A 17,906-nucleotide genomic window follows, 5' to 3' on the forward strand; every position below is an offset into this window, starting at 1 on the left:
GCAACCGCCCGCCCTATCAGCCGGTGACCACCGTCGACCGAACGCTGGCCGACATCGAGCAGCGCTTCGCCATCTGAGGAACGATGGTGATCTCCCCGCAGGATAAGAAAATCATCCGGCGGGCGCCGCTGTTCGCGGCGGTTTCGGAGGCCCTGCTCGACGAGCTGCTGAAGGACGCCCGCGTCGCCTCCTATCGGCGCGGCCAGATCCTTTTCCTGAGGGGCGACCCGGCCGAGCGGTTCTACCTGCTGCTCGACGGCTGGGTGAAGATCTTCCTCGACACCCCAAGCGGCGAGCAGACCGTCATCGAGATCATGCGTGGTGGCGAAACCATCGCCGAGGCGGCGATCTTTTTGGGCATGGCCTATCCGGCCAGCGCCGAGGTCGCCGACGACGCCCGCCTCGTCGAGATTCCCGCCCAGGCCTTCCTGGCCCGCCTGCGCCAGGACAGCGAGTTGGCGCTGACCATGCTGGCGGCGCTCTCCAAGCGGCTTCACCACCTGATCCAGCATATCGAGAAGGTGCAGGCGTTCTCGACCCCGCAACGGCTGGCGGGGTTCCTTCTCGGCCTTACCGACAAGACGGCGGGCGAGGTCGCACTCCGCCTGCCCTACGACAAGTCGCTGGTCGCCGCCCGCCTCGGCATGAAGCCGGAAAGCCTGTCGCGGGCCCTGGCCAAGCTCAGGGATTTCGGCGTCACCACCCAGGGCGATACCGTGCGCATCGCCGACATCCCGCTGCTTCAGGATTTCTCCGAGAGCGAGGAGTGAGCGCCCGGCGCCAAGGGGCGGCTCAAAAGACCAGATACAGCAGGATGATGACGGTCAGCGGAACGCCCATCAGCCAAAGAAGCACGCCGTACATTCCGTCCTCCTTGAGCCCAGACAGTCTCAGCGCCACCGCGTGAACCGGCTGAAATCGGTTCCCTCGTCGCGGTGCCGTCCTCCGGCGCTGGCGGCCCACCACGCCGCGGCCGCGCCCGTAAGCAGGACCGCGGCGGCCAGGAAGGCGGTCCAGATGCCGGTCCTGCGCGCGGTGTCGGCGGCCTTTTTCGCGTCCGCCATCACCTGGTCGATGCGCCGCTCCGCTTCGAGCGGTTCCACGCCCGTGCGGGCGGCGACGAGACGGGCGATATAGGTCCTGTCCGCGGCGGCAATCCCGCCCCGGACGGCGCTTCGGGCCAGGATGCGCGCCACCTCGCCCCGCGCCGCCGCCGGATCGACCCGTTGATCGGCCGACCGGAACAGCGAATCGACGGCATAGTCGAAAGCCTCGGGACTTTCCTTGCCGGCGCCGGCGGAGGCCAGCCCGCCGCCGACCTCGGCACCGCCGCGCACGACACCGGAAACGCCCGCGGCCGCCATCAGTCCGGCGACGAGAATACCGAGCGCCCACACGCTCAGTCCGTGCGCGCCGTCGCGCACCTCGACCTCATGCGGGGTGGCGTCCCAGGCGCGCCGGCGCATCCGGCCGGCCAGATAGCCGCCGGCCATGAAGCTGGAAACGACGACCCACAGGACCCACAGCCCCAGCGCGACGGCGAACACCGGGCCCGAGGCCCCCTCGCCTTCGAACGGAGAGACCATCGAAAGGCCGATGGCGGCGCCGAACGTCAGAAGCACCAGCGAGATCGCCGAGGACAGGACGGTGCCGGCGATGACCGCCGCCCAATCGATGTAGGACCTGATTTCGCCGGTGACCGCCGGTGCGGCGGCGCCCGCCGCGACTTGCCCTTGTCTCATCGCCATCGCATCGCTCCTTCGTGATTGCCCCAACGGCCCGTTGGTGGCCTAGCGCAGGCCGAGAAACGAGAGGATGGCCAGGACAATGACGACCAAGCCCACCAGATAGATGATGCTGTGCATGCGAATCCTCCGTTGTTGCGCTATAAACGGCAGCCCACAGAAAAAGTTCCGGGGGCAGCCCTTTGCGCCAGCGGAGGAAGACGGTGGTCCGGCACGGGAAGGATCTTATGGGCGTTTTCGGCGGGGCGTTGGCGGGGCTCGGACTGCTCGCCGGGCTGGCCGGCGCCGCCCCGGCCGCCGACCGCCAGCCGGGAGACGTGTTCCGCGATTGCCAGACCTGTCCCGAGCTGGTGGTGGTGCCGGCCGGCCGTTTCGTCATGGGCACCCATGCCGAGCGCTTTCCGGCCGAACGGCCGGCCCATCTGGTGACCATCGCGCGGCCGTTCGCGGTCGGCCGCTACGAGGTGACCTTCGACGAATGGCAGGCCTGCGTGGCCGAGGGTGGCTGCGCCCGGAATCCGGACGATCACAAATGGGGGCGGGGCCGTCGCCCGGTCGTCAACGTCAGCTGGCCGGAGGCGGCGGGTTACGCCGAATGGCTGAGCCGCAAAACGGGCGCCTCCTATCGCCTGCCCACGGAGGCCGAGTGGGAGTACGCGGCCCGGGCCGGCACCGCCACCGAATACTGGTGGGGCGACGATGCCGGGCAGGGCCGGGCCAACTGCCGGAACTGCGGGCCCGACATCAGCCACCGGACCGTCCCGGTCGGCAGCTTCGCGCCCAACCCGCTCGGTCTTTTCGACGTACACGGCAACGTCTGGGAATGGGTTCAGGATTGCTGGCACCCCACCCACGAGGGGGCACCCAGGGACGGTTCGGCGCGCCTGAACGAAACCTGCCAGGAACGGGTGACCCGCAGCGGTTCCTGGTATTACGTCGACACCAACGCGCGGGCGGCCTATCGCTCGAAGTTCCCGGCCGGCGCCTTCAGCTACGGCATCGGCCTGCGCGTCGTGCGCGAATTGCCCTGACCCCCGGCCGGGCCGGCGTCACTTGCTGGCCAGCGCGCGGGCCAACTGGCTCAACGCCTCCTGGTGGCGCTGGTTGGGGATCTGGGAGAAGTTGCGGGCCAGCTCCAGGCACATGCGCTGGCGCTCGTCGAGCGGCCCCCGGTCGTCGGGGTTGCTCAGGGTTTCGAAGAAATATTCGACGGGTACCCGCAAAACTTGCGAGATTTCGTACAGCCGTCCGGCCGAAATGCGGTTGATGCCGCGCTCGTACTTGTGGGCCTGCTGGTAGGTGACTCCGATCATGTCGGCCATCTGCTGTTGGCTCAGCCCCAACATGATCCGACGTTCGCGGATGCGGGCGCCGACGTGACGATCGGTATCGGTGGCGCGGCTGGTAACCGCGCCGGCCTCCTTGAGTTCGTGGGCTTCCTGTGGTTTCCGAAGCACTGGCGTTCCCTCCTGAACGTGAATTCAGGATCGCTCCGACGCCGTCCGCGCTCTGGCCGCGATCCTCTCCCGCCGCCGGGTTTGTCGCGTATGCAGAGTTGAAGTGCAAAGCCAGAACTCGTCCAACGCGGGACGCTCTGCCGTTTTCTGGCCTACCCGGTCGAAGGTCGACTATAGCACTTTCGGTATGAACAGTAGCGCACTATTTTAGGTCAGGCTTGCGCGTCGTGGTTGTTGACGCCGCCCGGGCGCCCCGGTTCAGCCGGAGATCCGGACCGTCCGGCCGCTGCGGGCGCTTTCATAGATGGCGAGGATGATGGCCACCGCCTTGCGGCCCTCGCGGGCGCCGACCAGCAGTTCCGTCTTGCCGTCGACGGCGTCCATCAGGTTCTTGAATTGGGCGGCGTGCAGCCGGAAATCGATGGCGGTGGGGTCGGCGGCGCCGCCGCCGCTGTCGCCCTTGTGGGCATATTCGGCGCGCAGCCGCTGGTCGGCCGGAGTTTCCTCGGCGAAGGCCCAGGTGGTGAGACTCTCCTCCTCGAGCACCGCCGATCCCCGGGTCCCGGAAATTTCGAGTTTCTTGAAAAATCCCGGGTAGACGGCGGTGGCCGCCTCGATCACGCCGAGCGCCCCGTTGGCAAAGCGCAGCGTCGCCACCGAGACATCCTCGAAGGAAAGCCGGTCGTGGCCCAGGGTGTCGGCGAAGGCCGACACCTCGACGACCGGGCCCATGAACCACTGCAACAGATCGACGGCGTGAATGGCCTGGGTCATCAGCGCGCCGCCGCCGTCCAGCGCCAGCGTGCCGCGCTTCGAGCGGCCGTCGTAATAGTCCTGGGTGCGCCACCACTTCACATAGGCGTCGCCCAGGGTCAGGCGGCCGAAGCGGCCGGCGTCGATGGCCTGCTTCAGGACTTGGGCGCCGGCGATGAAGCGGTTCTGGAAGACGCAGGCGGCGATGACGCCGGCCTTCTCGGCCGCCTCGATGATGCGGTCGCAACGCTCCAGCGTGACATCCAGCGGCTTTTCGATGATCACGTGCTTGCCGGCCGCGATGGCGGCCAGCGCCGGCTCGACGTGCAGTGCCGACGGCGTTCCGATGGCGACGATGGAAATGTCGGGGTTATCGGCCAGCGCCTTGACGTCGGCGTATCCCTTGACCGGAAAGGTTTTGCAAAAGGCGGCCAGGCTCTGCGGATTGGTGTCGCAGGCGCCGACCAGGCGGGCGCCCTCGACGGACTGGATGGCCCTGGCGTGGAACGCCCCGATGGTGCCGGTGCCGACGATCCCGAATCCGATGGTCATGACGTTTCCTTTTCCCGATGGTTTTTGGTCGGCCGCAGTCAGTCGGTCGGGCTGCCCGGCGCGCGGCGCATAGAATAGGCCACGGAGGTCACCGAGATCACGTAAAAGAAGATGGCGATGGGCGAGCGCAGCAGGGTCGTCCAGTCGCCGTACGCGGTGATCAGGGCGCGGCCCAATACGTCCTCGGCGATCGGCCCCAGGATGACGCCCAGTACCACCGGCGCGGCGGGAAAGCCGTGCTTCTGCATGAAATATCCGATGATTCCGAAGATCAGCGCGATAGTCATGTCGTAGGAGCTGTTGGACAGCGAGAACGAGCCGATGAAGCAGAGCGCCATGACCAGCGGAAAGAGGGTGGCCGCGGGCACCTTGAGGATCATCGGGAACAGACGCACGCTGACGAAACCGAGCAGCAGGATCAGAACGTTGGCCATCAGAAGCCCGGCGTAAACGGCGTTGATGATCTCGGGAGTCTCGGTGAACAGCAGCGGTCCGGGCCTGACGCCGATCAGCATCAGGGCGCCCAGCATCACCGCCGTCACCACGTCGCCGGGGATGCCCAGCGTGAGCAACGGCACCATGGCGCCGCCGGTGGTGCCGTTGTTGGCGGCCTCGGGGGCGGCCACCCCCTCGATGCAGCCGGTGCCGAACCTCTCGGGGTGTTTGGAAAACCGTTTCGCCTCGTTGTAGGCGAGGAACGAGGCGATGGCGCCGCCCGTTCCGGGGATGACGCCGATGAGGGTCCCGATCAGCGACGACGGGATGATCACTTTCACCAGACCGAGCATTTCCCTGGCCGTCGGCAGCAGGTTGCCGAGGACGGGCGCGGTCTCGCCGCCCGCCTTGTGCACCTTTTCCAACTGCACGAACACCTGCGATATGGCGAACAGGCCGATCAGCACCGGCAACAGCGGAAAGCCGGTCATCAGGCTCGGGATGTCGAAGGAATAGCGGGCGTAGCCGACGATGGGATCGATGCCGACCACCCCAATCATCAGCCCGAAGACGCCGGCGATCAGGCCCTTGGTCAGCGACTTGCCCGATACGCTGGCGATGATGGTCAGCCCAAAGACCATCAGCGCGAAGTATTCCTCGGGCCCGAACTCGAGTGCGAAGCCGGCCAATTGCGGGGCGATGAACATCAGGCAGAAGGTCGAAATGATGCCGCCCGCCGCCGAGGCGATGGTGGCTACCCCGATGGCCTTGCCGGCTTCGCCTTTCTGCGCCATCGGATAGCCGTCGAGCACGGTGGCGGCGGCGGATGGCGTCCCGGGTGTGCTGATCAGGATGGCCGATATCGAACCGCCGTAGATCGAGCCGCAGAACATGCCGCACATCATGACCAGCGCGGTGCTGGAATCGACGTAGAAAAGGAAGGGCAGCAACAGGATGATGCCGACCGATCCGGTGAGTCCCGGCAGGGCGCCGACAGCGATTCCCCCGGCCACCCCGATGAAAAGAAACGGGAAATGCGCCGGGTGGAGCACGAAGGCGAATCCGCTCAGGACCGGTTGCAGAAATTCCATCGCATGCCTCAGAACAGGTCGAACCGCGGCAGCGGCACCTTGAAGATCATCCGGAAGACGCCATAAAGCGCCGAACTGCCGAGAATGGCGACCGCCAGCACGACGGTCCAGCGCCGCTCCATGAAAAGCAGCACCGTTCCGGCCAGGAACAGGCCGGTGGCGATGAGGAAGCCCAGGCTGTCCAGCACCTGGGTGTAGACGAAGCCGAGGGCGACCATGGCCGCGATGCGCTGAACGTGCCCCTGGCGTATCCAGGTTGCCGCCGAGAAGGTGGAGGCGGCCTTCATCGGCCGCGGCCGCCGCAACGCCTTGACCACCAGCACGCAGGCCAGGCCCGCCATGCAGAGCGTGACGAGGCGCGGGAAGAAGGTAGGTGAAAGCGCGACGGTCTGGTCCGGGAAGGTGAAGGTCAGCGCGAACATCGCCGACGACAGGAAGAGAAGAAGGATTCCGATGGCGACGTCTGCTCTCATGGCGGAAATTCCCGGCAGAAGGGAAAGGCGGGAGGCGGCGGTCCGACCGCCGCCTCCGACGGGCTGGGCTTACTTGTAACGGTCGCCCAGCTTGTTGGTCTTGACGATGTCCTCGTAGAGCTTGTCCTGCTCCTTGATGAACTTGGCGAACTCTGCGCTTCCCTTGTAGTCGAGCAGGATGCCGGCCTGCTTGGCCCTCTTGAGGAATTCGGGGTCCTCCATGGCCTTCTTGAAGGCGTCGTGGATGACCTTGATCTTGGCGGGATCGGTGCCCTTGGGGGCGGCGAGGCCGCGCCACTGGCCAAGGTCGAATTTTACGCCCTGCTCGATGGCGGTCGGCACGTTGGGGAAGAGTTCCAGGCGCTTCTTGGAGAATACGGCGAGTGCCCTGAGGTCGCCCGATTCGATCTGCGGCACGCCCTCGGGCGGGCCGGCGATGGCCATGTCGACATGGGCGCCCACCGCGGCGGTGATCAGGGGGCCGCCGCCGGCATGCGGTACGTGGTTGAAGGTAACGCCGGCCGCTTTCTCGAAAGCCAGCGCGATCATGTGGGTGCCGCCGCCGGCCCCGGCGTTGCCGAGGTTGACCTTTCCGGGCCGCTTCTTGGCGTCGGCCAGCAGATCGCCCAGGCTCTTGTAGGGCGAGGCCTTGGGCACCAGGAACCAGCAGGGCGCCTCGACCAGGTTGATCACCGGCTCGAAGGTGGTGGCGTCATAGGGCGTCTTGCTCATGTGGACCTTGGTGATCGAGGGCGTCGCCCAGGCCACGAAGTAATGGCCGTCGGCTTTCTTCTGCATGGCCTCGGCGTAGCCCGGCACGGCGCCGCCGCCCGGCCGGTTGACGATGATCGTCTGGACGTTGTTGAGGTATTTCGGCAGCACCGTGGCGAAGGTGCGGTAGACCACGTCGGTCGCGCCGCCCGCCCCCCACGGCACCATGATTTCGATCTCCCGATCGGGATAGCCGGCAGCCGTGGCGATCCCGGGAAGGGCCGCGACGAGCGCCGTGCACAGCAGTTTCCTTAACATCGTGATTTCCTCCTTGCCGTTGGCTTGGTTCTTGTCGTTGTCAAAGCTCAAGAATGTCGGGCCGGCAGAACCGGATGCCGGCGACTTCCATCCCCAGGACCGGGAAGGTGACGGGCGGCGACAGGATGACCGGGCCACCGGCGGTGGCCAGCATGGTGTCCTCGCTCTTGGCGCCGGTGATCGACGGGTTCCAGGTGAAGGCCTGGTTCTCCTGGACGATGTGGGGGGACTCGAAGGTGACCTTGTAGTCGCGGCCCTCGTAGCCGATGGCGCCGCCCTGGTGATGAAGCTCGAATTCCTCGGGGAAGCCAGCTTCGGCGTAAGCCTCGATCCCCTTGCGGAAGGCTTCGGCCGCCGGCCGTCCCGGCACGGTATGGGCCATCAGCGTGCAGTCGACCCTGACGGTGGCGTCATAGCGGCGGCGCAGGTCGGCCGGCAGGGGCCCGAACTGCACGAAGCGCGTCAGCGAGACGATCAGTCCCCCCTTGCGGGCGTTGACGCACAGCATGGCCCGCTTCTCGACCCGGCGGTCGGTGGCGAGCGGATGGCGAAAGCGGGCGATGCGGTCGTCGGCGGCGCAGAAGGTGGTGATGTAGTCGAGCCCCCGGTCCCACAGACGGGCGGCCAGCCGGCCGACGACCGTGCATTCCTTGTCGCCGGGTCGGATTTCGGCGGTGGTTTCCTCGATGGCGCGCGCCGTCTCGATCCCCACGTCCTTGTAACGCTCGACCTCCCACGGCGTCATCGCATGGCGCAGCGGCGCCAGGTTTTTCGCGACGTCGACGGCACCGGCCATCGGCACGTCGGCGCCCAGGCGCGGGCCGGCCAGTTCGCGGGCCAGTGCGGACTCGCCATCGGCGTGCCAGGGGAAGGAGCGCACCTCATAGCCTTGGGCCTCGATCTCTTCTTCCTCGATGAGGCGCGGCGCCTCGATGTTGTTGGCGAGGATGTACTCGGCCTCGCGGCCGATCAGAGCCGAGGACACGCCGATCTCGGTGGCGATGCCGACCAGGTTCCTGGCGCCGCCGGTCAGCCAGGCGAAGTTGGATTGGCGCTTGATCAGGATGCCGTCGAGGCCTAAATCCTCGAGGAGTTGGCGGACCTTGCGCTTCTTGGCGTCGATCTCTTCCTTGACGAACATGGTGCGCTCCTCTGGGGAGGGGGCGTCCGTGCCGGCGTGCCGGGGCGATCAGCGGCGATGAGCCGCCCCCGGCGATGGGACTTCTGTTCGATTCCCGAATGGCCCGGCACGCAAGCCTCCCTGGCTTTCTTGAACGTGATTCGGCTTCCCGATCCCGCGGGTTCTTTCCGGAGGCCGGCCTTTCCATGGCCGGTTCGCTCCTTCCGCGCGACCTCAATTACCATATCAGTTTATGAAAAATCCATCAATGGGCCACGCGATGCCGATAAGAATATTTATAATAATACATTGATATTAAATGATTTTATAGAGATGCGAGTTCTACCATTGGACAAGCTGCCGGGATAACTGATATGGTAGTTATCATGAAGTCTCCAAATCTTTCCGCCCTGATCGACCGCCGTATGGCCCCCGGCTCCCAGGTCTATGCGGTGCTGCGCGAGCACATCGTCAAGGCCCACTTCCTGCCCGGCGCCGCGCTGTCGGAAAAGCGTCTGGCCGAGGAACTGGGGGTGAGCCGCACGCCGGTGCGCGAAGCCCTGATCCGGCTGGCCGAGGATGGCCTGGTCAACATCGTGCCGCAGTCGGGCACCTATGTGGCCCCCCTCGACGTCGCCGCCGTCCACGACAGCCAACTGATCCGCGAAGCCCTGGAGTGCGCGACCGTTTTCGCGGCGGCCCGCAAGGTGACGCCCGAGGAGGGCGACGATCTGGCGCGCATCCTGGCCGAGCAGAAGCGCCATCTGGCGGCCGGCGACCACGAGGGCTTCATCGCCGCCGACGATGCCCTGCATGCCCGCCTGATCGAGATCAGCGGCCACAAGGGGGTGGCCCGCACGGTGCAGGGGGCCAAGCTGCACCTCGACCGCATCCGCTACATCGCCGGCGAGGATTCGCCGCACATCCACTTCGTCATCGGCCAGCACGAGGAAATCATCGACCGCGTCATCCATCACGACGGCCGCGGCGCCAGGCGGGCCATGCGCGGCCACCTGCGCCTGGTCTTCGAGAAACTCGACCGCCTGCTGTGGGAACGCCAGGTGCTGTTCGCCGCCGAGCCCCGCAACGGCGGCCGGGGCGGGCGCGACCGTGCGACGCTGGCCGCCCGCCCGGCTTGGAACGCCGCTTCCTAGACCTTGGGCGCCGTTGCCGTCATCGACGGGCGCTTCTCCACCTTGGCGTACCAGGCGGCGAGTGCCGGATGGCGGTTCCGCCAAGCGTCGCCGGCATAGCGGAGGTCAAGGTATCCCAAGGCGCAGGCGATGGCGATGTCGCCGATGGAAAGAGTCCCGGCGGGGTCGGCCAGCGCCCCTGCGGCGGCTTCCGCCTCCAGGGCGTCGAGGCCGCGCTCGGCCTTGCGCTTCTGGCGCTCGATCCAGTCCCCGTGTTGCGTCGCCGCCGGCTGCATCTCTTCGTAACGGCGCAGGATGGTGGCATCCAGAATGCCATCGGCCAGCGCCTGGCGGCGCAGCGCCGTCCAGCGGGCGGGGCCGGCGGCGGGGAAGGCGCGCTGGCCGCCGTGCAGGGAATCCAGGTACTCGCAGATCACCGGCGAATCGTAGAGCACGGCGCCGTCGTCGGCGGTCAGCGCCGGCACCTTGCCCAGCGGATTGTCGCGGGCCAGCGACGCCTCGTCGTCGGAGGGCGACGTCGGAACGGTCTCGATGCGGCCGGCGAGGCCGGCTTCGTGGGCCAGCACCACGACCTTGCGCACGTAGGGGGAGGTGGGGGAATAGCGGAGCTTCACGGGTCTGTCTCCTTGGTGGGCGGAGGAAGCGGCAAAACCGCACGGAGCCTATACCGGCAATCGCGGACTGAAAAGGGGCACGCCGGCCGTCCGCCGTCGGGCCGTTTGTCGTTGTCGCTGCCGTCCCCGACGACTACTGTGCAGACAAAATCATAATCAGGGAAGGAAGGGCCGGATGCCCTGGTTGCCGCCGGAGTCCATCGAAGAGAAACTGAAGCGGCTGGTCGTTCCGGCCGGACTCTATATCCGCTACCTCTACCAAAAGGAGCTCCGGAAAGGCGAGCCGGAAATCCGCCTGGTGCCCTTCCTGGCCAGCAAGGAGAGGATTTCCCTCGACATCGGCGCCAACAAGGGCGTCTATGCCTACGCGCTGCTCGGTCACAGCGCCGCCGTTCACGGCTTCGAGCCCAACCCCAAGATGTTCCGCGTCCTCGAAAGCTGGGCCAGGGACCGCGTCGCCCTGCACGCCATTGCCCTTGGCGATGCGTCGGGTACGGCGGATCTTCTCGTTCCCAGATCGCGGCACGGCTATTCCAACCAGGGCGGCTCGCTGAGCCAGGTCAGGATGGAAGGAGAGACGTGCGGCGTCGTGTCGGTCGAGGTCGCGAGGCTCGACGATCTGGGCATCGCCAATGTCGGCTTCATGAAGATCGATGTCGAAGGGTTCGAGTGCCAGGTATTGGCGGGCGCCCAGGAGACACTGCGGCGCGACCGGCCCAATCTGCTGGTCGAGATCGAGGAGTGGCATGCCAAAAGGCCGCTGCCCGACATGATCGCCGAGATCTGTGCCTACGGCTATCGATGCTTGGTGCTCTGCCGCGGCGCGCTGATGTCTTTCGAGCATTACCGCAGCCACGCCAAGGCCGGCGACGGCCACGTCTTCAACTTCATCTTCCTGCCGGTGTAGCAGACCCTTCTAGAACTCGTCCTTGCGCCGGCGGATCTCGGCGAAAACCGCGACGGCGTCGCGTCCGGCCAGGCCGACGGCTTCCTTGAGGGCGGCGACGTCGGCGCGAAGGAAGGGATTGGCGGCCTTCTCGTCGCCCAGACGGGCGGGCAGCGTCGGCCGGCCGGCCTCGCCCAAGGCCTGCGCTTCCGCGCCGCGCCGCTCGATCGCCGCGTTTTGCGGATCGAGGTCGAGCGCGAAGGCGACATTGTCGTTGGTGTATTCGTGGCCGCAATAGACGCGGGTGTCGTCGGGCAACGCCCTCAGCTTCAGGAGGCTCGCCCACATCTGGGCCGGCGTTCCCTCGAACAGGCGGCCGCAGCCCAGGGAAAACAGGGTATCCCCGCAGAAGAGGGCGCCGGCCTGCTCGAACCAGTAGGCGACGTGGCCCGAGGTGTGGCCGGGCGTCTCGATTACGCGGCCGGTGTGAGTGCCCAGCGTCACCGCGTCGCCCTCCTTCACCCTGACGTCGATGCCGGGGATGCGATGGGCGTCGGCCGCGGCGCCGATGACCGTGCAGCCGGTCGCCCGCTTGATCTCGGCGACGCCGCCGATGTGGTCGGCGTGATGGTGGGTACAGAGGACGTGGCCGAGGTGCCAGCCAAGACGGCCGAGCGCCGCCAGCACCGGCCCGGCCACCGCCGGATCGACGACGGCACAGGCCCCGCTTTCGGCATCGCGGATGAGATAGGTGTAGTTGTCGGAAAGAACCGGAAGCAGGTGAATGTCGAGATCGGCCATGCGGGGAGGTCCCTTTCTGCCGGGGAGGGCGACGCCGGGAATGCTATCATCAAGCCGGCCCCTTCGCTACCGACGCGCACATGCACGTTGTGGTAGACTGCGCCGCCATGAGCCTCGACATCGTCGATATCCGCGACTTTTACGCCAGCAGCCTGGGGCAGATGGCGGCGCGCATGATCCGCCACCAGATCCGCGCCATCTGGCCGGAGGCCAAGGGGCAGTCCGTCCTCGGCCTGGGCTACGCCACGCCGTATCTCAATTTCTTCCGCAGCGGCGGCGGCGGCGCGGCGCGCGTGCTGGCCGCCATGCCGGCCTCGCAGGGGGTGCTGCACTGGCCGGCCGACGGCCCCTGCCTGACGACGTTGGCCGACGAGGCCGACCTGCCCTTTCCGGATCTTTCCATCGACCGCGTGCTCCTGATCCACGCCCTCGAAACGACCGAGCAGGTGCAGCCGATGATGCGCGAGATCTGGCGGGTGCTGTCGGGCAGCGGCCGGCTGCTGGTGGTCGCCCCCAACCGGCGGGGCATCTGGGCCAGGCTGGATCGCACGCCCTTCGGCTACGGCCAGCCCTACTCCTCGGGGCAGTTGTCGCGCCTGTTGCGCGAAACCATGTTCACCCCGGTCAAGGCCCATGCCGCGCTGTTCGCGCCGCCCAGCCGCTCGCGCATGGTGCTGGCCTCGGCCCGCGCCTGGGAGGGGTTGGGCCAGCGCGGCATCGCCCCCTTCGCCGGCGTGGTGATGATCGAGGCGACCAAGCAGATCTATGCCGGCCATCCGGTGGCCCAGCGCCGCCGGCGCGCCTACCTGGCCCTGCCGCAGGGACCGCGGGTCTGACCGGAACTCCGCTTTTCAGCGCCGCAGCATGAAAACCGCCTGCACGCCGAACAGGTTGGCGGTCAGCGGTCCCGAATTGATGCGCCGAAGCCGTCCGTGGGCGTTCAGCGACAGGCTGCGCTCGATGGCGATGCCCAGGCGGGCGCACATCTCGATGAAGTCCTTGATGGTGCAAAGGTGGATGTTGGGCGTCTCGTACCACTCGTAGGGCAGGGTCTTGTTTTTCGGCATGCGCCCGTGCAGTCCCAGGTAGCCGCGCACCCGCCAGTGGCCGAAGTTGGGGAACGACACGATGGCGTGCCGGCCGATCCTGACCAGGTTCTCGACCACCGTGCGCGGCGCCATCATCGCCTGCAGGGTCTGGCTCAGGATGACGTAGTCGAAGGCGGCGTCGGGATAGGTGGAAAGGTCGGTGTCGGCGTCGCCCTGGATGACCGACAGGCCGGCGGAAACACAGGCGTTCACGCCCTCGGAACTGAGTTCGATGCCGCGCCCGTCGACCTGCTTGAAGTTGACCAGGTAGTCGAGCAGCGTGCCGTCGCCGCAGCCGACGTCCAGCACCCGCGAGCCGGCGTCGACCATGTCGGCGATGATCTGCAGGTCGACGCGGATCGACTTGCGCTGGCTTTCCGACATCATGGCACGGCCCTCCGGGGCAGGCCGCGGTGCTGGGCGGCGCCCTCCAGGAAGCCGTTGAACACCCGGTGGAACTCGGGCACGTCGAGCAGGAAGGCGTCGTGGCCGCCGTCGCTGGTGATCTCGGCGAAACTGACGTTGGCGGCCGCCGCGTTCAAGGCGTTGACCAGCCGCTTGCTCTCGGCCGTCGGGTACAGCCAGTCGCTGGTGAACGAGATGACGCAGAAGCGCACCTTGGTGCCGCGGAAGGCGTCGGCCAGGTTTCCGCCGTGCGTCTGCTCGATGTCGAAATAGTCCATGGCCCGCGTGATGTAGAGATAGGAATTGGCGTCGAAGCGCTCGACGAAGGTGCTGCCCTGGTGGCGCAGGTAGCTTTCCACCTGGAAGTCGGCGTCGAAGCCGTAGGTGATGTGCTCGCGGTTTTGCAACCGGCGGCCGAACTTGGCCTGCAGCGAGCTTTCCGAAAGATAGGTGACGTGCGCGGCCATGCGCGCCACGGCCAGCCCGCGGTGTGGCCATTTGCCCTGGTTCAGGTAATCGCCGGCGCACCAGTCGAGATCGGCCATGATGGCTTGGCGGCCGACCTCGTGGAAGGCGATGTTCTGGGCCGAGTGATGAACCGCCGTGGCGATGGGCGCCGCGGCGAACACCCGCTCGGGGTACGACGCCGCCCATTCCAGCACCTGCATGCCGCCCAGCGAGCCGCCGACGACGGCGAACAGCTGCTCGATCCCCAGATGGTCGATCAGCATCGCCTGGGCGCGCACCATGTCGCCGATGGTGATGACCGGCAGGCCGAGGCCCCAAGGCTTGCCGGTCGCCGGGTTGGTTTCCTTGGGCCCGATGGTGCCCATGCAGCCGCCCAGGATGTTCGAGCAGATGACGAAATAGCGTTCGGTGTCGATCGGCTTGCCGGGGCCGACCATCAGGTTCCACCAGCCGGGCTTGCCGGTGACCGGGTGGGGCTCGGCCACGAACTGATCGCCGGTCAGCGCGTGGCAGACCAGGATGGCGTTGCTCTTCTCGGCATTGAGCGCGCCATAGGTCTGGTAGGCCATCGTGAAGTCGGAAAGCTCGACGCCGCAGTCGAGACGCAAGGGCCGCTCGCGCCCGAGCGCCACGCGATGACCGGGCAGCGTCCGGGTGTCCCACCGGCCAAGGGGTATGGTATGGCGGTTGTCCATTCTTCCTGGCGATCGTCCGAATTCCTGCCGAAGGCGGCGCCTATTGCTAGGATACATGGCGGAGAACATCAACGTTTTCTTTGATTTTGCAGGAACATGCCGGTATCACTATCCGGCTTTCGGGGCGGGGCGCCCCTTTTCCAGGACGGATGCCGGGATTGCCAGGATGAGCGCGGGCAAGTCACTCGACGCGTTGCGGCGCGAGATCGACCGCATCGACGACGCCATTCACGACCTGATCCAGCGGCGGACCAGGGTCGTCGAGCGCGTGCGCGATCTCAAGGCCAACGACCGCATCAAGATCCGCCCGTCGCGGGAAGACGAGATTATCTACCGGCTGATGGCGGCCCATCGCGGCAATTTCCCGAAGCGCGAACTGGCGCGCATCTGGCGCGAGTTGATTGTCGCCACCCTCTCCTTCGAGGGGCCCTTCACCGCCGCCGTCTACGCGCCCGACCGGGCGCGTTCTTGTTGGGACCTGGCGCGCGACCAGTACGGCACCTTCACCCCGATGACGACCCATCCCTCGGCCCGCCGGGTCATCCAGAAGGTGCGCGAGGGCGGCGCCACCGTCGGCATCCTGCCGCTGCCCCGCCAGGACGACCCCGATCCGTGGTGGCCGCATCTGGTGGGGAACGAGCCCGAGGGGCCGCGCATCATCGCCCGCCTGCCGTTTGCCGGTCCCGGCAATACCCGTTTCCCCGATGCCCAGGCCCTGGTCATCAGCCCGGTGGACCGCGAGCCGACCGTCCGCGAGCGATCGCTCATCGCCGTCGAGATGGCCGAGGACGTGGGTCAGGCGAAGATTGCCGCGGCGCTGCGCGAGGCCGGCCTGTCGCTTCTCCAGATCATTGCCTGGCGCGAATCGCACGGCCTCGGAATGTGCCTCTACCTGGCCGAGTTGGACGGCTTCGTCACGCTCGAGGACCGCAGCCTGGCGCGCTTCAACGCCGCGCTCGGCGAGCGGGTCATCCGCATCGCCCGGCTGGGCGGCTATGGCACGCCCCTTACGCCCGAGGATATGGCTGTCGTACCGGAGGAGCCGGCGGCCACGCCTTTCCAATCAACCCCTCCCAAACCCAGGAAACGTCGAACATGAGCCTTCTCGTTCCCCAGCCGGGGATCATGGACATCACCCCCTATGTCGGGGGCGAATCCAAGATTCAGGGCGTCAGCCGGATCATCAAACTGGCCTCCAACGAGGGTGCCTTCGGGCCCAGCCCCAAGGCGGTGGCGGCCTTCGTCGCCCATGCCGGCGAGATGCACCGTTATCCCGACGGCGGCTGTACCGCGCTGCGCGAGGCGGTGGCGGCCCGTCATGGCCTGGACGCCTCGCGCATCGTCTTCGGCGCCGGGTCGGACGAACTGATCGGGCTGCTGTGCCGCGCCTACGCCGGGCAGGGCGACGAGGTGCTCTATTCCGAGCACGGCTTCCTGATGTATCCGATCGCCGCCCGCTCGGCCTCGGCCACCCCCGTCGCCGCCCCCGACCAGGGATTGACGGCCGACGTCGACGCCATCCTGGCCAAGGTGACGAAGCGCACCCGCATCGTCTTTTTGGCCAATCCCAACAACCCGACCGGCACCTACCTGCCGCGCAGCGAACTGGCCCGCCTCCGGGCCGGCCTCAGCGACAACATCCTGCTGGTCATCGACGCCGCCTATTCGGAGTACATCGACCTGCCCGACTTCTCCTCGGGCCTGGAACTGGTCGATGGCGTCGCCAACACGGTGATGACCCGCACCTTCTCGAAGATCTACGGGATGGGCGGCTTGCGCCTGGGCTGGGCATACTGCCCGGCGGCCGTCGCCGACGTGCTCAATCGGGTGCGCAACCCCTTCAACGTCGGCTCGGCGGCCCAGGCGGCCGGCCTGGCGGCGTTCGCCGACACCGAGTTCGTCGCCAAGGTCAAGAAGCACAACGACGAATGGCTGCCGTGGACGATCGAACAGGTGCGCGCGCTCGGTTTCGAGGCGCCGCCCAGCGTCGGCAACTTCATGCTGGTGCGCTTCCCGGCCGGCCCGGGGCGCGACGTCCCGGCGGCCGATGCCTTCCTCAAGGCGCGCGGCCTCATCGTCCGGCGGGTGGCGGGCTACGGCCTGCCCGACGCGCTCCGCGTGACCATCGGGCGCGAGGACGAGATGCGGGCCTTCATCGGCGCCCTCGGCGAATTCGCGAGGCAGGCAACATGACCGAAAAAGCCGCGTCCCCGATGTTCGCGCGCGTCGCGCTGATCGGCATCGGGCTCATCAATTCGTCGCTGGCGCGCGTGCTCCGGCGCGACGGCATGGCCGGCCACATCGCGATCTGCGCCCGGACCCGCGCCACGCTGGACAAGGCGATGGCGCTGGGGCTGGCCGACAGCGCCACCATCGATCCCGGGGTGGCGGTCAAGGATGCCGACCTCGTGGTCATCGGCACGCCGCTCGGCGCCTACGCCGACGTCGCCCAGAACATGGCCTCCAGCTTGAAGCCGGGATGCATCGTCACCGACGTCGGCTCGGTCAAGGAAGCGGTCATTCGCACCGTCGCCCCCCATCTGCCGGCGGGCGTTCATTTGGTGCCGGCCCATCCGGTGGCGGGGACCGAGCATTCCGGCCCCGAGGCCGGCTTCGCCGAGCTTTTCGAGAACCGCTGGTGCATCATCACGCCGGCGGCCGGAACCGATCCGGCGGCGGTCGAGCGGGTGGTCGAACTGTGGCGGCGCGCCGGCATGAAGATCCAGATGATGGAAGCCGGGCGCCACGACAAGGTGCTGGCCATCACGTCGCACGTGCCGCACCTCATCGCCTATACCATCGTCGGCACGGCGACCGATCTCGAAGGCGACCTGCGCGACGAGGTCATCAAGTTCTCGGCCGGCGGCTTCCGCGACTTCACGCGCATCGCCGCCTCCGACCCCACCATGTGGCGCGACATCTTCCTCACCAACAAGGAGGCGGTGCTCGAAATGCTGGGCCGTTTCAGCGAGGACCTGATCGCGCTCCGCCGCGCCATCCGCCGCGACGAGGGCCAGACGCTGCACGACGTCTTCACCCGCACCCGCCAGATTCGCCGCGGCGTCATCGACGCCCAGCAGCACATCCCGCCCAAGGGCCCGAAGAACAACGCCGCCTGAACCGGCGAGGCCTCGGGATTT

At 67.3% G+C, this 17,906-nt stretch carries 19 protein-coding genes; 8 read left to right on the top strand and 11 right to left on the bottom strand.

Annotated features, from left to right (window positions below):
- Positions 1-83: 83 nt before the first annotated feature.
- Entirely contained in the window at positions 84-770 is a 687-nt protein-coding gene (locus ODR01_RS12805; protein WP_316978061.1) for a Crp/Fnr family transcriptional regulator, read from the top strand.
- A 120-nt stretch (positions 771-890) separates the two neighbouring features.
- Here ODR01_RS12805 and ODR01_RS12810 read toward each other — a convergent pair whose 3' ends face one another.
- Positions 891-1,748, bottom strand: a complete 858-nt coding sequence (locus tag ODR01_RS12810; protein WP_316978062.1) for a hypothetical protein — start codon at positions 1,746-1,748, stop codon at positions 891-893.
- A gap of 224 nt (positions 1,749-1,972) precedes the next feature.
- Between ODR01_RS12810 and ODR01_RS12815 the strand changes: the two genes are divergently transcribed.
- Positions 1,973-2,776, top strand: a complete 804-nt coding sequence (locus ODR01_RS12815; RefSeq protein ID WP_316978063.1) for a formylglycine-generating enzyme family protein — start codon at positions 1,973-1,975, stop codon at positions 2,774-2,776.
- Between the two features lie 18 nt (positions 2,777-2,794).
- Here the strand turns inward: ODR01_RS12815 and ODR01_RS12820 are convergent, their stop codons facing one another.
- The 6 genes from ODR01_RS12820 to ODR01_RS12845 all read right to left on the bottom strand — a co-directional run bounded on the left by ODR01_RS12820 (position 2,795) and on the right by ODR01_RS12845 (position 8,676).
- The gene (locus tag ODR01_RS12820) at positions 2,795-3,202 is read right to left on the bottom strand and encodes a helix-turn-helix domain-containing protein (protein WP_316978064.1); all 408 of its coding nucleotides are present in this window, start codon (positions 3,200-3,202) and stop codon (positions 2,795-2,797) included.
- Positions 3,203-3,460: 258 nt separating this feature from the next.
- Positions 3,461-4,507 carry a Gfo/Idh/MocA family protein gene (locus ODR01_RS12825; RefSeq protein WP_316978065.1) on the bottom strand — a complete coding sequence of 349 codons (1,047 nt, stop codon included), beginning with the start codon at positions 4,505-4,507 and terminating at the stop codon, positions 3,461-3,463.
- A 38-nt stretch (positions 4,508-4,545) separates the two neighbouring features.
- Positions 4,546-6,033 carry a tripartite tricarboxylate transporter permease gene (locus ODR01_RS12830; protein WP_316978066.1) on the bottom strand — a complete coding sequence of 496 codons (1,488 nt, stop codon included), beginning with the start codon at positions 6,031-6,033 and terminating at the stop codon, positions 4,546-4,548.
- A gap of 8 nt (positions 6,034-6,041) precedes the next feature.
- Positions 6,042-6,506 (bottom strand): tripartite tricarboxylate transporter TctB family protein, encoded by a 465-nt coding sequence (locus ODR01_RS12835; RefSeq protein WP_316978067.1) that lies wholly within the window; start codon positions 6,504-6,506, stop codon positions 6,042-6,044.
- A gap of 69 nt (positions 6,507-6,575) precedes the next feature.
- Positions 6,576-7,535 (bottom strand): Bug family tripartite tricarboxylate transporter substrate binding protein, encoded by a 960-nt coding sequence (locus ODR01_RS12840; RefSeq protein WP_316978068.1) that lies wholly within the window; start codon positions 7,533-7,535, stop codon positions 6,576-6,578.
- A 40-nt stretch (positions 7,536-7,575) separates the two neighbouring features.
- The gene (locus ODR01_RS12845) at positions 7,576-8,676 is read right to left on the bottom strand and encodes a M24 family metallopeptidase (protein WP_316978069.1); all 1,101 of its coding nucleotides are present in this window, start codon (positions 8,674-8,676) and stop codon (positions 7,576-7,578) included.
- A gap of 365 nt (positions 8,677-9,041) precedes the next feature.
- On the opposite strand from ODR01_RS12845, the gene ODR01_RS12850 reads away from it, so the two are divergent.
- A complete protein-coding gene (locus ODR01_RS12850; RefSeq protein ID WP_316978070.1) occupies positions 9,042-9,809 on the top strand; it encodes a GntR family transcriptional regulator in 768 nt (255 codons plus the stop codon).
- Here the strand turns inward: ODR01_RS12850 and ODR01_RS12855 are convergent.
- Entirely contained in the window at positions 9,806-10,423 is a 618-nt protein-coding gene (locus tag ODR01_RS12855) for a glutathione S-transferase N-terminal domain-containing protein (protein ID WP_316978071.1), read from the bottom strand. The two genes, ODR01_RS12850 and ODR01_RS12855, sit on opposite strands and share 4 nt — an antisense overlap.
- Positions 10,424-10,598: 175 nt before the next feature.
- Here ODR01_RS12855 and ODR01_RS12860 point away from each other — a divergent pair, with 175 nt between their 5' ends.
- Positions 10,599-11,330 carry an FkbM family methyltransferase gene (locus ODR01_RS12860; protein ID WP_316978072.1) on the top strand — a complete coding sequence of 244 codons (732 nt, stop codon included), beginning with the start codon at positions 10,599-10,601 and terminating at the stop codon, positions 11,328-11,330.
- 9 nt (positions 11,331-11,339) lie between these two features.
- On the opposite strand, the gene gloB is transcribed toward ODR01_RS12860, so the two are convergent.
- Complete coding sequence (gene gloB / locus ODR01_RS12865) at positions 11,340-12,110, bottom strand: hydroxyacylglutathione hydrolase (protein WP_316978073.1); 771 nt, start codon at positions 12,108-12,110, stop codon at positions 11,340-11,342.
- An 80-nt stretch (positions 12,111-12,190) separates the two neighbouring features.
- Here gloB and ODR01_RS12870 point away from each other — a divergent pair, with 80 nt between their 5' ends.
- Entirely contained in the window at positions 12,191-12,946 is a 756-nt protein-coding gene (locus ODR01_RS12870) for a class I SAM-dependent methyltransferase (protein WP_316978074.1), read from the top strand.
- Positions 12,947-12,961: 15 nt separating this feature from the next.
- On the opposite strand, the gene metW is transcribed toward ODR01_RS12870, so the two are convergent.
- A complete protein-coding gene (gene metW, locus ODR01_RS12875) occupies positions 12,962-13,585 on the bottom strand; it encodes a methionine biosynthesis protein MetW (RefSeq protein ID WP_316978075.1) in 624 nt (207 codons plus the stop codon).
- Positions 13,582-14,766, bottom strand: coding sequence for a homoserine O-acetyltransferase MetX (metX, locus tag ODR01_RS12880; RefSeq protein ID WP_316978076.1), 1,185 nt, complete (start codon positions 14,764-14,766; stop codon positions 13,582-13,584). The genes metW and metX overlap by 4 nt, the downstream gene beginning before the upstream one ends.
- Positions 14,767-14,932: 166 nt before the next feature.
- Between metX and ODR01_RS12885 the strand changes: the two genes are divergently transcribed.
- From ODR01_RS12885 to ODR01_RS12895, 3 genes are read left to right on the top strand one after another with little or no spacing between them, the layout of a single operon-like run.
- Positions 14,933-15,865 (top strand): chorismate mutase, encoded by a 933-nt coding sequence (locus tag ODR01_RS12885; protein WP_316978077.1) that lies wholly within the window; start codon positions 14,933-14,935, stop codon positions 15,863-15,865.
- Positions 15,862-16,959: a histidinol-phosphate transaminase gene (hisC, locus tag ODR01_RS12890; protein ID WP_316978078.1), complete on the top strand. Its 1,098-nt coding sequence runs from the start codon at positions 15,862-15,864 to the stop codon at positions 16,957-16,959. The genes ODR01_RS12885 and hisC overlap by 4 nt, the downstream gene beginning before the upstream one ends.
- Entirely contained in the window at positions 16,956-17,885 is a 930-nt protein-coding gene (locus ODR01_RS12895) for a prephenate/arogenate dehydrogenase family protein (RefSeq protein WP_316978079.1), read from the top strand. Before hisC ends, ODR01_RS12895 begins: the two co-directional genes overlap by 4 nt.
- The last annotated feature ends 21 nt before the right edge of the window (positions 17,886-17,906 follow it).

It is taken from the genome of Shumkonia mesophila, assembly GCF_026163695.1.
Classification (GTDB): Bacteria; Pseudomonadota; Alphaproteobacteria; order Rhodospirillales; family Shumkoniaceae; genus Shumkonia; species Shumkonia mesophila.

Excerpts from the sequence above, each read along its gene's own strand:
- ODR01_RS12805 (WP_316978061.1), top strand. The coding sequence starts at position 84 with ATGGTGATCTCCCCGCAGGATAAGAAAATCATCCGGCGGGCGCCGCTG.
- ODR01_RS12810 (WP_316978062.1), bottom strand. The coding sequence starts at position 1,748 with ATGGCGATGAGACAAGGGCAAGTCGCGGCGGGCGCCGCCGCACCGGCG.
- ODR01_RS12815 (WP_316978063.1), top strand. The coding sequence starts at position 1,973 with ATGGGCGTTTTCGGCGGGGCGTTGGCGGGGCTCGGACTGCTCGCCGGG.
- ODR01_RS12825 (WP_316978065.1), bottom strand. The coding sequence starts at position 4,507 with ATGACCATCGGATTCGGGATCGTCGGCACCGGCACCATCGGGGCGTTC.
- ODR01_RS12830 (WP_316978066.1), bottom strand. The coding sequence starts at position 6,033 with ATGGAATTTCTGCAACCGGTCCTGAGCGGATTCGCCTTCGTGCTCCAC.
- ODR01_RS12835 (WP_316978067.1), bottom strand. The coding sequence starts at position 6,506 with ATGAGAGCAGACGTCGCCATCGGAATCCTTCTTCTCTTCCTGTCGTCG.
- ODR01_RS12840 (WP_316978068.1), bottom strand. The coding sequence starts at position 7,535 with ATGTTAAGGAAACTGCTGTGCACGGCGCTCGTCGCGGCCCTTCCCGGG.
- ODR01_RS12845 (WP_316978069.1), bottom strand. The coding sequence starts at position 8,676 with ATGTTCGTCAAGGAAGAGATCGACGCCAAGAAGCGCAAGGTCCGCCAA.
- ODR01_RS12850 (WP_316978070.1), top strand. The coding sequence starts at position 9,042 with ATGAAGTCTCCAAATCTTTCCGCCCTGATCGACCGCCGTATGGCCCCC.
- ODR01_RS12860 (WP_316978072.1), top strand. The coding sequence starts at position 10,599 with ATGCCCTGGTTGCCGCCGGAGTCCATCGAAGAGAAACTGAAGCGGCTG.
- gloB (WP_316978073.1), bottom strand. The coding sequence starts at position 12,110 with ATGGCCGATCTCGACATTCACCTGCTTCCGGTTCTTTCCGACAACTAC.
- ODR01_RS12870 (WP_316978074.1), top strand. The coding sequence starts at position 12,191 with ATGCACGTTGTGGTAGACTGCGCCGCCATGAGCCTCGACATCGTCGAT.
- metW (WP_316978075.1), bottom strand. The coding sequence starts at position 13,585 with ATGATGTCGGAAAGCCAGCGCAAGTCGATCCGCGTCGACCTGCAGATC.
- metX (WP_316978076.1), bottom strand. The coding sequence starts at position 14,766 with ATGGACAACCGCCATACCATACCCCTTGGCCGGTGGGACACCCGGACG.
- ODR01_RS12885 (WP_316978077.1), top strand. The coding sequence starts at position 14,933 with ATGAGCGCGGGCAAGTCACTCGACGCGTTGCGGCGCGAGATCGACCGC.
- hisC (WP_316978078.1), top strand. The coding sequence starts at position 15,862 with ATGAGCCTTCTCGTTCCCCAGCCGGGGATCATGGACATCACCCCCTAT.
- ODR01_RS12895 (WP_316978079.1), top strand. The coding sequence starts at position 16,956 with ATGACCGAAAAAGCCGCGTCCCCGATGTTCGCGCGCGTCGCGCTGATC.